The sequence below is a fragment of the Halobacillus litoralis genome (assembly GCF_004101865.1).
Classification (GTDB): domain Bacteria; phylum Bacillota; class Bacilli; order Bacillales; family Halobacillaceae; genus Halobacillus; species Halobacillus litoralis_A.
In genome coordinates this window covers 2269831-2281451 of record NZ_CP026118.1, presented here as the reverse complement: position 1 = coordinate 2281451, position 11621 = coordinate 2269831, and the positions used below count along the sequence as shown (strand labels likewise).

18 protein-coding genes are annotated in these 11621 nt (G+C 39.8%); 17 read left to right on the top strand and 1 reads right to left on the bottom strand.

Annotated features, from left to right (window positions below):
* Nucleotides 1-116 precede the first annotated feature (116 nt).
* From HLI_RS11600 to HLI_RS11580, 6 genes are all read left to right on the top strand, one after another.
* A complete protein-coding gene (locus HLI_RS11600) occupies nt 117-1253 on the top strand; it encodes a replication protein (RefSeq protein WP_128525108.1) in 1137 nt (378 codons plus the stop codon).
* 12 nt (nt 1254-1265) lie between these two features.
* Nucleotides 1266-1433: a hypothetical protein gene (locus HLI_RS21635; RefSeq protein WP_164908542.1), complete on the top strand. Its 168-nt coding sequence runs from the start codon at nt 1266-1268 to the stop codon at nt 1431-1433.
* A 12-nt stretch (nt 1434-1445) separates the two neighbouring features.
* Nucleotides 1446-1646: a hypothetical protein gene (locus HLI_RS11595; protein ID WP_128525107.1), complete on the top strand. Its 201-nt coding sequence runs from the start codon at nt 1446-1448 to the stop codon at nt 1644-1646.
* A 13-nt stretch (nt 1647-1659) separates the two neighbouring features.
* Nucleotides 1660-2472, top strand: coding sequence for a DNA adenine methylase (locus tag HLI_RS11590; protein ID WP_128525106.1), 813 nt, complete (start codon nt 1660-1662; stop codon nt 2470-2472).
* Between the two features lie 11 nt (nt 2473-2483).
* Nucleotides 2484-2903 (top strand): RusA family crossover junction endodeoxyribonuclease, encoded by a 420-nt coding sequence (locus HLI_RS11585; protein ID WP_128525105.1) that lies wholly within the window; start codon nt 2484-2486, stop codon nt 2901-2903.
* 368 nt (nt 2904-3271) lie between these two features.
* Entirely contained in the window at nt 3272-3478 is a 207-nt protein-coding gene (locus tag HLI_RS11580; protein WP_128525104.1) for a hypothetical protein, read from the top strand.
* Nucleotides 3479-3653: 175 nt separating this feature from the next.
* On the opposite strand, the gene HLI_RS11575 is transcribed toward HLI_RS11580, so the two are convergent.
* Nucleotides 3654-4007, bottom strand: a complete 354-nt coding sequence (locus tag HLI_RS11575; RefSeq protein WP_128525103.1) for a response regulator — start codon at nt 4005-4007, stop codon at nt 3654-3656.
* A gap of 163 nt (nt 4008-4170) precedes the next feature.
* On the opposite strand from HLI_RS11575, the gene HLI_RS11570 reads away from it, so the two are divergent.
* The 11 genes from HLI_RS11570 (at nt 4171) to HLI_RS11520 (ending at nt 11607) form a co-directional block, all read left to right on the top strand.
* Nucleotides 4171-4356, top strand: a complete 186-nt coding sequence (locus HLI_RS11570) for a DUF3954 domain-containing protein (RefSeq protein ID WP_241655836.1) — start codon at nt 4171-4173, stop codon at nt 4354-4356.
* Between the two features lie 5 nt (nt 4357-4361).
* Nucleotides 4362-4934 (top strand): hypothetical protein, encoded by a 573-nt coding sequence (locus HLI_RS11565; protein ID WP_241655835.1) that lies wholly within the window; start codon nt 4362-4364, stop codon nt 4932-4934.
* Nucleotides 4935-5024: 90 nt separating this feature from the next.
* Nucleotides 5025-5210, top strand: coding sequence for a hypothetical protein (locus HLI_RS11560; protein WP_128525101.1), 186 nt, complete (start codon nt 5025-5027; stop codon nt 5208-5210).
* 10 nt (nt 5211-5220) lie between these two features.
* Nucleotides 5221-5682 carry a sigma-70 family RNA polymerase sigma factor gene (locus HLI_RS11555; protein WP_128525100.1) on the top strand — a complete coding sequence of 154 codons (462 nt, stop codon included), beginning with the start codon at nt 5221-5223 and terminating at the stop codon, nt 5680-5682.
* Between the two features lie 143 nt (nt 5683-5825).
* Nucleotides 5826-6185 (top strand): hypothetical protein, encoded by a 360-nt coding sequence (locus HLI_RS11550; protein WP_128525099.1) that lies wholly within the window; start codon nt 5826-5828, stop codon nt 6183-6185.
* Between the two features lie 79 nt (nt 6186-6264).
* A complete protein-coding gene (locus HLI_RS11545) occupies nt 6265-6501 on the top strand; it encodes a hypothetical protein (protein ID WP_128525098.1) in 237 nt (78 codons plus the stop codon).
* A gap of 48 nt (nt 6502-6549) precedes the next feature.
* On the top strand, nt 6550-7215 hold the full coding sequence (locus HLI_RS11540; protein ID WP_128525097.1) for a DUF4145 domain-containing protein: 666 nt from the start codon (nt 6550-6552) through the stop codon (nt 7213-7215).
* 80 nt (nt 7216-7295) lie between these two features.
* On the top strand, nt 7296-8204 hold the full coding sequence (locus HLI_RS11535; RefSeq protein ID WP_128525096.1) for a terminase small subunit: 909 nt from the start codon (nt 7296-7298) through the stop codon (nt 8202-8204).
* Nucleotides 8197-9504 carry a PBSX family phage terminase large subunit gene (locus HLI_RS11530; RefSeq protein ID WP_128525095.1) on the top strand — a complete coding sequence of 436 codons (1308 nt, stop codon included), beginning with the start codon at nt 8197-8199 and terminating at the stop codon, nt 9502-9504. Before HLI_RS11535 ends, HLI_RS11530 begins: the two co-directional genes overlap by 8 nt.
* Nucleotides 9504-10820, top strand: coding sequence for an anti-CBASS protein Acb1 family protein (locus tag HLI_RS11525; protein WP_128525094.1), 1317 nt, complete (start codon nt 9504-9506; stop codon nt 10818-10820). The genes HLI_RS11530 and HLI_RS11525 overlap by 1 nt, the downstream gene beginning before the upstream one ends.
* Nucleotides 10804-11607, top strand: a complete 804-nt coding sequence (locus tag HLI_RS11520; protein WP_128525093.1) for a phage head morphogenesis protein — start codon at nt 10804-10806, stop codon at nt 11605-11607. The genes HLI_RS11525 and HLI_RS11520 overlap by 17 nt, the downstream gene beginning before the upstream one ends.
* Nucleotides 11608-11621 lie beyond the last annotated feature (14 nt).

Here is an 11621-nt window from a genome sequence, read left to right as displayed (position 1 = left end):
ACCCTGGTCGGATGTTTAAGACATATGTTGGCGGCTATGTCCGAAACACTCACCCAGGGTGGGACTTGGTTCGGATTGAGAAAATGAACGCCATTATCAAGAGGGAGGGCAGTTAAGTGGCTAATCCGCAAACAGAGAATGGTTATATCAAAATTGCCAATGAAATTATAGATGAAGTCATCCGTAGAGACTTCTCAAAGCGACAGACCGCAATCCTCCACATGATATGGAGATTATCCTATGGGTGTAATAAAAAGTCGGCGGTTATACCAAAATTGAAAGATTTCGCCCTGTGTGGAGTAAGTAAACAGAATGTGACTTCTGAACTTGAACATCTTGAAACCTGCAGAGTGATTTACTGGGATCGATCGACGAATGAATTCACATTTAACAAAGATTATGAAAAGTGGATTATTACACCAAGAAAAGGTTGGAAGATGGAACAGTTCAAAGAAATTTTAAGGTTGAATTTGAGTGAAAAGTTCTTAAAACAAGAACAAAAAAGTTCTCAAAACAAGAACTCGGAAGACGCGAAAAGTTCTCAAAATAAGAACTTTGAAACAAAAAAAGTTCTTAAAATAAGAACCTCGGAGTTCTTAAAACAAGAACTTCCACATGGGCAAATCCCTTCTCTCTCTAAGGTGCAACGGCTCTCTAAAGACATTATTAAAGACATTAAAGATAAAGACATTAAAAGAATTAATAATAATAAAGAGTCTCAGAAAGTGAAGGCATTTGACCATTACCAAAAAAACATCGGTCCATTACCACCTGCGGTGATCGAGAAAATTAATTCATTTATAGATGACTTGGGTGATGATCTAGTGGTCGAGGCTATTACAAAATCATGTGAGCAAAATCAAAGACGCTGGGCTTACATCGAGAAGATATTAAATAACTGGTATAACCAAGGAATTCGAACGCTGGATGACGTTGCAGCTAACGATGCTGAGTTCCAAAGAAAAATGGATCAGAAACATTCGTCTAGCAGCAATAATTCTAAAGACATCATTCCTGATTGGTTTGATAAACAGGACCAAAACAATTCTTCGCAAACTCAATCGAGCCTGGATGATGATGCAAGAATCTTAAATTTAGGTATCCGGTTAAATCGTTCGCTCCAACAAATTTCGGAAGGCTCCCTTTCCAGATACGGTTTAACAGAATTGGATCTTCAAAATATAAAAAATGGCGAATGTACTGCCCAAGAGGTTCTGCAGTCAAAATCAAAGCTTAGAGTCGTTGGGAGCTAGGGGGTGTGAGTTGTGAAAGTCAGCGAGTTAGACATCAAAACTAAGCACGTAATCGAGCAACTGCATGGTATGGGGTTCAAGGATGTAGAAGGACTCAGTTATGAAGAATTGGTGAGCAAATTGGCATTGGCCAGGGCGATGGAAGTGGATGTTACGAGTGATCAAAATAAGTGGTTCTGAGGAGGTTTATCTATGAATCTATCACCAACCCGATTAACCGCAGGAGTAGAGGAACGAAGACAGCACCTTATACACAAGCTTTGGACGATGGGATATTCAGAAGATCGTGTCGGTAAGCAAACGGAAGACATGACTTTGACAGAGTTGGAGCAGATACACATCAATTTAAAGTGCAAATTTTCCAGTCAAATGGAAGTGAATTTGGAAGATTAGTGAGGTGGATTTCATGAGTATACCAAGGATTTTGCATTATCCAGGAAGCAAATGGAGCATGGCCGATTGGATTATTAGTAATATGCCAGACCATGAAACATATCTGGAGCCATTCTTCGGAAGTGGGGCTGTTCTCTTCACCAAAAACAGAAGCGAGCTCGAGACTATAAACGACCTTGATGGAGAAGTGGTCAATTTATTCAAGACTCTTCGAGCACAGCCGGAAGATTTGGCTAGAGCTATTAGCCTGACTCCCCATGGTAGAGAGGAATATTACGACAGTTACCTCGAAGCGGAAGATAATTTGGAACGAGCGCGAAGATTGATCGTTCGATTATGGCAGGGTCGGGGAGGCAAAACCTCCCATCGAACAGGATGGCGTAGCATGATTGAAAGTAATGGTCCTATGCCAGGAAGGGAGTGGCTGAAGTTCCCTGAGAAGATTGCAGTGGTTGCTGAAAGGTTGAAAGGCGTTCAAATCGAATGTCAGCCAGCATTACAACTGATTGAAAGGTACAAAAGGAAAAACGTGCTTATCTATGCGGACCCACCGTATTTGCTTTCAACAAGGACCACTTCTAGTTATAGACACGAAATGACTGACCAAGATCATGTTGAACTACTGGAAGCACTTAAAGAGCATCCTGGTCCATGCTTGCTGTCAGGTTACGAAAATGACTTGTATAACGGGTTATTAGGTGATTGGAGAAAAGAGTATATGGTTGCAAAAGCTGAGGCAGGAGCTAGTAGAAATGAAGTCTTATGGATTAATCCGGTTGCTGCAGAGAAAGGTTTTATCCAACAATCGCTATTTCAAGAACTGTAAGGGGTGCTGAAATGATTCAATTTACGGTACTAGGAGAACCGGTTGCTCAAGGAAGACCGAGATCTGGTAGGACAAGCAGAGGCAAAACGGTTCTCTATGATCCTAAGAAATCAAAGGACTTCAAACAATATGTCGGGTTGGTCGCTTCTCAACATGCCCCCTCAGATTTACTAGAAGGGCCACTGAACGTCCGAGTGAAAGTTTATAAACCATTGCTCAAGAGCTTCTCAAAGAAGCGTACAGCAGAGGCTGAGGCAGGATTATACCGTCCAGTGACTAAGCCTGACGTCGATAACTATGCCAAGGGAATCAAAGATGCTCTAAATAAAGTCATCTGGAACGATGACAGTCAGGTGGTCGAGTTTACGATCAGCAAGTGGTACAGCTCCAAGCCGAGGGTAGAAGTCGAAATAAGTGAAGTGTCTATATGAAAGGTGAGAGTTATTTACTTCTTATCCCTAAAACTAATAATACCCCTATTATTAAAATTAGGAAAAATATCACGATCCATCCTAATGTATTTTCCATTTTTATCACCGCTCTTTAGTGAGATATAAAATAGTATATCCAGAAACAATTGGGAGTAATCCGAGCTTATTACAGTGAGTAACAGAAATTTAATAAGACCCTTAAAGGAATTTATACAAAAAAACCAGAGCACTGTGCATGCTCTGGTACTAGGGTTTTCCACATTACGCGGAAATATTGGACTGCTCTAAGAGGATACCCTGCATGTCGAATAATAAACAGGGAGATTTTAAAACTCGTAAATGTGGGAGTAAGAAAAGGAGGAATGATGATGGAACAAATGGCATTATTTGAATCCGTAGAAATCGAAGTGCCTCAATCTGTGAAGTCACCACTGGAATGCAATAAGAAGATGAACTCACAGGCTTTCGTAGCAGATCAGCGGCTCTTTGCCGAGTACGTGAAGATGATCCAGAGGCAGCAAGGTTGCTCCTGGTTTGAAGCAAGGAAGAAATTTTTTGAAATTAGAGACAAATAAAAAAAGCCAGAGCAAAGCCCCGGCTGTTGATTAGAGGAGGACTCACTCACCCGATCAAGTGCTTATTAGGAAGAGATGGAAGTAAGTGAGTCACACTAAAGATTATAAACAAAATGTAAAAAGCTTATACAAAAAATACCAGAACATTTGATATGTCCTGGCACTAGGGTGAAACTCATATGATGTTGTCTAAGATGCTTGGAAGCCTATCAAAAAAAGGTTTTTGGATAAAATCATAAGCGCCTATAGTAGCACATTGATCAACTAAGTAGCTGTCACCTAGCGAAGATGAAATGATCACTTTAGCCTGTGGGTCAAAGTTTATGATCATTTCTAACGCCCGGACACCGTTCATTTTAGGCATAACAACATCCATTAACACGATATCTGGGGAGTAGGTTTTGTATTGTACCACCCCAAGAATACCATTATTAGCTTCTGCTACTACAGTAAAGGATTGATTTTCTAAGATATGTCTTACCCAATTCCGCATGAATGTAGAATCATCAATAATTAATGCAGTCGGCATGTAGTCACCCTTACGTCGAATAGTTATCTATCTTTTGTTTCACCCTTAATCTTAGAGTAGCAGAATTTCACTATTTTAACATAATAAAAAAGCCAGAGCATAAGCCCCGGCTACAATGTAATCTGACAATCTCATTATAGCATAAATCGAGGGGGCTTATACATTGGCTGATGCAGCGAGAAAACTAGAAACGACGGCTGAAATAGATTTGATGGAAAACGCTGTTTACCGGGTAGTAGATGGAGTGCTTGAAAAAGTAGACACTCCAGGCGACGGATTCGGCAAACAGACCATCACTTGGCAAAACGGAAAGCCTCAGCTATACGAAATTAGTTATACAAAGAAATGAGGGTGATGATCATCGCTAAAACAGAACTCACCGAAAAGCTTGAAAAAGAAATATATAGAGCCACTAAAAAGCAGGGGGTATTTGGTTGTTTTGAAGTCACCATAGGGTGGTTTGGAAATGAGCGAGTTGATTACATGACATATGATACTAATGGAATATGGCGTTGCTATGAAGTGAAAGTATCTGTATCTGATTTTAGGAGTAAGTCCAAAAAGACCTTCTGCGGTCATTACAACTATTATGTAATGCCTAAAGAATTATTCGAGAAAGTCAGGGAAGAGGTACCTTCTCACATTGGGGTTTATGTTAATGGGTGCTCGGTTAAGAGGGCGAAGAAACAAGATTTGGGAGAAGACGAAGAAACACTGAAAAACTCATTGATAAGATCACTTTCCAGAGAAACAGATAAAGCATTTAGCAGCAAAGAACCCCACTTAGTAGATGCTTTAAATAGACGGATAAGAAATCTTAAAACGGAATCAGATAGGCACCGGAAGAATTATTGGCATCTTATGAGAGTTGGACAAGAGAAATACGGCGATCATTGGTACAAAGAAGATGAGGATACAGTAATTTAATATGCTACTGGAACAACCAGGGCACTGATTACAAGTTGCAACCATGCAGCTGTAGTTGGTGCTCTTTTTTATTTGAAAAGGAGAGGTCCAATGAGCCAGCAATTGCGTGATCAACTTAGTAAGTATAAGCGCAAAAATAACATCAAGACCCCATCACCTAAGAAAAAGCGCAAGAGAAAGTCAGAATCATACAGTCAGCGCGATATTGAAGAACTTATGGGGATAAACCGCCCAACGTACAGAAGAGGGCGTGGTGGAGCTATAAAACAAAAATAGGAGGGGTCTTATGAACAAGAAACAGATTGAGGATTTAATATATGAATACCACTGGAGAAAGAAAGAAGTTGATCGGCTGGAAACCATTATTTGGGGAGGATATTCAAAAGCCCCTTCTACTGGATTAGTTCAACAGTTTGGTATTGAGGCTACCCTTCCAAAGCCGAACACGAGTATCAAGAGTAAAGCAGAGGTGGAAGCTTTAGACGCTAGAGAATTGCGGCTTTATAAACGTTGGTTAGCTTTTAACCGCAAAACAGAAGCTGTAGAAATCATGGTGGATTATTTGGATAACGAAAAACAAATGATTATTCTTGATTGCATGATGGAGGGCATGAGCTACCGATCCATAGCTGATCACTTGAGCTTAAACAGGAACAAAGTTCGTGAGTTAAAAGAATCTATGTTGTGCCAAATATGCCAAAAATGCCACTTCTTGCATGAGTTGAATCTTGAAAAGTCAGCTGTGTAAAATGGAAGGGAGGTCGGCTAGGTGGAACTCCCTGGCCAGAAAACATGAATAAATTATTAAGTAAACCCCCCTTGCGGGGGATCATTTCTGAGGGCACCACACCTTCTATTTTGATAGAATGATAGTAGGGGGAGGTGTTTTTGTTGAATGAACCAATGTTCGACGGATATAAAGATGTTACTGATGAAGAAGTAGTTGAAAAAATGAAATACTTTATGTCTAAGGCGAAAAAAGGCATGGATATTCACGAGTATGATAAAAAAGGAAGTCTAGAAGTAGCAAAAGAACTGCGTGAAGAGTTAAAAACGGAGTATAAAAATAATGATTTGGTCAGAATAAGTAAAGCATATCAAGAATATGAGTTATTCAGCCCGTATAGTAAAGCGGTTCACGAAGCATATGTTTCAGTTACAGGCGCGATGTCTTATAAAAAACATTTTCATTTTCTATATGATGTTTATAGTTATATGCTTTCTTACTTACCTACAAATGACGGTGAATAAAAGCACTCCATTGCGGGGTGCTTTTTTTATATTACAAATGATTTAAGATCCTCCGATAAATAAGTTGGAGGTGCGTTATATGAATGCAGAGATGGAACCAATTGATTTATTTAATTGGAATGAGTTGTGGGAGGTTACCGGTCCTTTTATTATAATGGCGATAACTGCTATTGTAGTAGGCACTATTTGTATAACAGTTTTAACCACTATGAAGAAAGGGTTATTAAAAGATATCTCGGTAGTTCTCAGTATAGTTGCTATTATAGGAATTTCGTTAATGGCACTTTATATATCAGCAGAAATATGGGGAATGTAAAAGGTAAATGCTTCCTTTTGTCGAAATAGTTCAAAGGGAGGGGATGAGATGGAAAAGATGCATTTTTATCATCATACTGCAAACTCTATACACCAGAAATATTCTACAACCTATAATAGTAAGGGAATAACAGTTCCAGATGTTTGTCCTGTTTGCCATAAATCAGTAACTCCAGAGATCCACTACTCATTAAGTTATGGACAAGAGTCACAAATTTTATTTAGATGTCCAAATAATAACTGCAATAATTTTTTTATAGGAAAGTTTATCGGAAATGATTTGATAGGCATTGGGCCTAAAGAATACAAGGGGAGAGAATTCGAAAGTGATATAGAAGAATTGTCACCTCTATTTACTAATATATACAATCAAGCGTTAAAGGCAGAAGCAGATAATCTTGATCAAATAGCAGGCTTAGGATATAGAAAATCGTTAGAGTTTTTGATAAAAGATTATCTAATTAAACATTTGGAGAAAGATGAAGAAAAAACAAGAAAAAAGCCTTTATCACAATGCTTAAATCAGGATGTGGAAAATGATTCATTGAAAGATATCGCGAACAGAGCCTCATGGATTGGTAATGACGAAGCTCATTACACAAGAAAATGGGTTGATAAGGATGTCACAGACCTCAAAAATCTTATAGAAGTCACTTTGCACTTTATTTTAATGGAGATACTTACTTCAAAATATAAACAAGAAATGCCGAGGTGAATCACAGCACTCCATTACGGGGTGCTTTTTTCATGCTTACAAAACAAAAAGAATAGCAGTGGAGGTGGGTGAATGAGGTAATGCCAAGGAAAAGAGATCCACGACGAGATAAAGCTTTTGAGATTTGGAAGACAAGCAATGGTGAACGTAAATTAAAAGACATAGCCGATGAATTAGATTGCTCACCTTCCCAAGTTCGAAAGTGGAAAAGCCAAGACAAATGGGACGAGAAAATGAATGGTAACGTTACTAATCCGAAAAGGAGCGTTACTAAAAAGAAAGAGACGAATCGAATACGTGATGCTACACCTGATGAAGAGCCTTCGCAAAGTGATGAACTCACTGATAAGCAAAGGCTTTTTTGTATGCATTATGTTAAAAGCTTTAATGCGACAATGGCTGCTATTAAGGCGGGATATGGGAAAGATACAGCTCACGTACAAGGGAGCAGACTGTTAAAGAATGTTAAGGTTTCCGCATATATCCGTGAATTAAAAGAAGATCTTCAGTCAGAGTTATTCGTTAACGCAAAGGATGTCCTCAACTATTATGTGAAGATAGCCTTCGCTGATATTACCGATTATGTAACGTTCACCAGGAAGGATGTTCAAACAGGTAAAAGGGATGTCCTTATGAATGAAGATGGATCGGTTAAAGATATTGTTCCGAGAGTTGATTCTTATAATGAGATGTACTTTAAGAACAGTGAAGAGGTAGACGGTACCATCATTTCAGAGGTTAAACAGGGAAGAGAAGGCGTTAGCGTTAAGCTCATCGATAAAAAGTGGGCTTTAGAAAAATTAGAGAAGTACTTTGATTTGTTGCCTGACCATTACAAGCGGAAACTGGAAGAAGAGAAGCTTGCTCTGCAAAGGGATAAAGTAGAGTTGGAGAAAACGAAAGTGTTAGGTGAAGAGGAAGAGTATGAAGATGATGGATTCATCGATGCATTAGACGATAAGACCACAGAGGTGTGGGGCGATGATTAAGATAACAGCTAAGAAAAAGAAGCCGGCACCTTTTAAATTTAAACCTTTCTCTAAAAAGCAGATGAAGGTTCTGACCTGGTGGCGTAAAGAATCACCAGTCAAAGATAGAGATGGAATCATTTGCGATGGGTCCGTCCGTGCAGGTAAAACGGTTGTCATGTCCTTATCTTATGTCATGTGGGCAATGGAAACCTTTGAAGATGAAAACCTGGGGATGGCTGGTAAGACAATAGGTTCATTCAGAAGAAATGTAATCACACCTCTGAAACGTATGCTCAAATCCAGAGGATACGTTGTGAAGGACCATAGAGCTGATAATTACCTCACCATCACTTATAAAGGAGTATCCAATTACTTTTATGTGTTTGGCGGGAAAGATGAATCCAGTCAAGATCTTATCCAGGGGATAACGCTTGCTGGAATGTTCTTTGATGAAGTGGCCCTTATGCCTCAATCTTTTGTTAGCCAAGCAACAGCACGATGCTCGGTGGAAGGGTCTAAGTTCTGGTTCAACTGTAACCCAGCTGGACCTTATCATTGGTTTAAAACCGATTATCTGGATGCCATCGAAGAAAAGAACTTACTTCATCTTCATTTTACAATGGATGATAACCTCTCGCTATCTGAAAAAGTAAAAGAACGTTTCAAACGTTTATATGCGGGGGTTTTCTATCAACGCTATATCCTTGGTCTTTGGGTCCTTGCTGAGGGCGTTATCTATGACATGTTTGATAAGGATAAACACTCTCTCGATGTTCCTTACACCCAGTTTAAAAAGTATTATGTATCGATTGACTATGGTACTCAAAACCCTACGGCATTTGGGTTATGGGGTTTCCGTCATGATGTGTGGTATAAGCTCAAAGAATATCACTATGACGGGCGTGAAGAAAAGAAGCAAAAAACAGACCAGGAATACCTCAAGGATTTAATTGATTTTCTCGATGATATTAAACCAGCAGGTGTTGTTGTGGATCCAAGCGCATCCTCTTTCATTGCTTTACTTAAAAAGAATAGCTTCAAAGTTATCGAGGCTAAAAATGATGTGTTAGAAGGCATTCGAAATGTGGCCAACGCTTTGATTAATGGAGAGATTATGTACGACTTATCCTGCACCGAGACATTCAGGGAGTATGCTTCATATATCTGGGACAAGAAAGCAGCAGATCGTGGCGAAGACAAGCCAGTAAAAGCCAATGACCACCACATGGATAGCGACAGGTATTTCGTTAATACAATCTTAGTTAGCAAATATAAGTTGTCTATTAAAGAACGTTATAAAAAACTTTATGGGAGGTGATGACAATAGGTGGAGCTAAAGCAGCACGAAAAGTGAAAAAAGATTTTCTTCAAGCGGGAGAAAAAGGCGGGTCACGGGATGTATTGATGAGGCAATCTCCTCAACAAGGTAAAAGCCTGTCACCCGAAGATATCACCAATCTGTATGCTAACGATCAGATTATTCAAAACATCATAGATATACCTGCTGAGGATGCGACTCGTGAATGGATCACATTGAACATTGAAGACCAGGCATTAAAGGCTAAGTTGGAATTGAAATTGAGAGCTTTAAATACACAGGAAGCTTTTCAAAACATGGTTCGATACGAGAGACTCCGCGGGGATGGGTTTACGGCCTTGGGGCTAACAGAAAGCCAAGATTTCCAGTTGAGTGACCCAGTAGAATCAGCACGACTAAAGTCAGTTGACTATCTACATCCTTTTTCATCTCGGAAGGTTTCCAAGATGAATGTTGTTGATGACGTTTTCTCTCCTGAATTCGGCAATGTAAAATCTTTTTCTATTAAGAATTCAGACCAGCGAGAGGAGCAGGAGGTCCATCGGGACCGAATACTCCATTTACAAACGCAAAAGCTTGAGGACATGGACTGGGGGCAAAGTCGATTAGAGCCTATGTATAAGTACATTACATTATTTGATACAGCTGCATGGTCCACTGGACAGATTCTTTATGATTTTGTTTTCAAGAAATATAAATCAACTGATGTTGAAAGTATGAGTTCAGAGGAACGACGAGAAGCTCAAATGATCTTAGATTATATGTTCCGTACAGAGGCCCTGGCCATTATTGGCACCGAAGAAGAGCTCGAAAAAGAATCGACAAATGTAGCTGGAATTAACCATCTATTTGAATTCGTATGGGAAGCACTTGCTGGGTCTGCCAGAATGCCCAAAAGCCATATACTAGGGCAACAGTCTGGAACACTAACAGGAGCTCAATATGACAGTTTGAACTACTATGCAAGAATCGCTGGTATCCAGGAAAACTTTGTCCGACCCAAGATTGAATATTTGTTGAGACTCTTGCTTCAATCAGAGGAGTTCGGAGGAAAAGATCCAGACAATATCGACTGGTCTTTTAGCTTCAATCCACTTTGGAAGCTGGATAGTCAATCGGATGCTGAAATTCGTAAGAAGGTTGCTGAAACAGATGCGATTTATCTGAAGAATCAAGTCATTACACCTGATGAAGTGCGAGAAAAGCGTTTCAAGGGAGCTTCTTTAAGTGCTGAGCTTGATTTCAGTGAAGATGAAATGACTGAATTGGAGAAGAGTATTCGAGACGCGAGGGATAGTCATGGCCAATCAACCTAAGATGCCCCAGAGTTCATTTCCTACGGCGATTTCAGTCAGCTACTATCGAGGGATGAATAAACTGGTTGATCAAAACAGAAAAAACGTAAGAAAAGTTTTCATCAACGAAATTAAGCCTTTGATTTACGAATACCGCCGTCAGATGGATAGCGGTCTATTTGTCGTTGATTTAGAAAACATTCTTGCTAAGATCACTAACCTTTTACAAAAGGCAAGAGAGTTCTCAACCCAATTCATCTTATCAGGGGAATCGATTAATAAGCTGGCAAGTCGTTTTGTGAAATCCATAAACGCTTTCCAACGGGATACCTTCCGCGACCAATTGGGCACAGTGCTCGGGATTGACCCAATAGGGCGTGAAACATGGTTGGAGTCCTTTATGGAATCAGCAGTAAGTGAAAATGTCAGTTGGATTAAAAGCATTGATCAAGAGTATCACGATAAAATCCAGACGATTGTTGTTCAGGGTGTGAGGCGTGGGAAATCCATCAATGAAATGGCTGCTGAAATCACGAGGGCATCAGGTGTCAGTAAGTCCAGAGCGAAGTTCATTGCTCGGGATCAGTCTGGAAGCATTCTTGGTGATCTGACAAGGACCAGGCACACGCAAGCGGGCATTCATAGGTTTACTTGGAAAGACAGCGACGATGAACGTGTCAGGGATACTCACGCTGATTTAGATGGCAATGTCTTTACCTGGAAAGATGGTGCAACTGTTAAGGGTCGCCAGATATGGCCGGGAACAGACTACAATTGTCGGTGTACGGCTGACCCAGTAATTGAATAAATTTTAAGCTCATC

Excerpts from the sequence above, each read along its gene's own strand:
- HLI_RS11545 (WP_128525098.1), top strand. The coding sequence starts at position 6,265 with ATGAATGCAGAGATGGAACCAATTGATTTATTTAATTGGAATGAGTTG.
- HLI_RS11575 (WP_128525103.1), bottom strand. The coding sequence starts at position 4,007 with ATGCCGACTGCATTAATTATTGATGATTCTACATTCATGCGGAATTGG.
- HLI_RS11580 (WP_128525104.1), top strand. The coding sequence starts at position 3,272 with ATGGAACAAATGGCATTATTTGAATCCGTAGAAATCGAAGTGCCTCAA.
- HLI_RS11560 (WP_128525101.1), top strand. The coding sequence starts at position 5,025 with ATGAGCCAGCAATTGCGTGATCAACTTAGTAAGTATAAGCGCAAAAAT.
- HLI_RS11565 (WP_241655835.1), top strand. The coding sequence starts at position 4,362 with ATGATCATCGCTAAAACAGAACTCACCGAAAAGCTTGAAAAAGAAATA.
- HLI_RS11520 (WP_128525093.1), top strand. The coding sequence starts at position 10,804 with ATGGCCAATCAACCTAAGATGCCCCAGAGTTCATTTCCTACGGCGATT.
- HLI_RS11525 (WP_128525094.1), top strand. The coding sequence starts at position 9,504 with ATGACAATAGGTGGAGCTAAAGCAGCACGAAAAGTGAAAAAAGATTTT.
- HLI_RS11530 (WP_128525095.1), top strand. The coding sequence starts at position 8,197 with ATGATTAAGATAACAGCTAAGAAAAAGAAGCCGGCACCTTTTAAATTT.
- HLI_RS11585 (WP_128525105.1), top strand. The coding sequence starts at position 2,484 with ATGATTCAATTTACGGTACTAGGAGAACCGGTTGCTCAAGGAAGACCG.
- HLI_RS11595 (WP_128525107.1), top strand. The coding sequence starts at position 1,446 with ATGAATCTATCACCAACCCGATTAACCGCAGGAGTAGAGGAACGAAGA.
- HLI_RS11540 (WP_128525097.1), top strand. The coding sequence starts at position 6,550 with ATGGAAAAGATGCATTTTTATCATCATACTGCAAACTCTATACACCAG.
- HLI_RS11590 (WP_128525106.1), top strand. The coding sequence starts at position 1,660 with ATGAGTATACCAAGGATTTTGCATTATCCAGGAAGCAAATGGAGCATG.
- HLI_RS11555 (WP_128525100.1), top strand. The coding sequence starts at position 5,221 with ATGAACAAGAAACAGATTGAGGATTTAATATATGAATACCACTGGAGA.
- HLI_RS11535 (WP_128525096.1), top strand. The coding sequence starts at position 7,296 with ATGCCAAGGAAAAGAGATCCACGACGAGATAAAGCTTTTGAGATTTGG.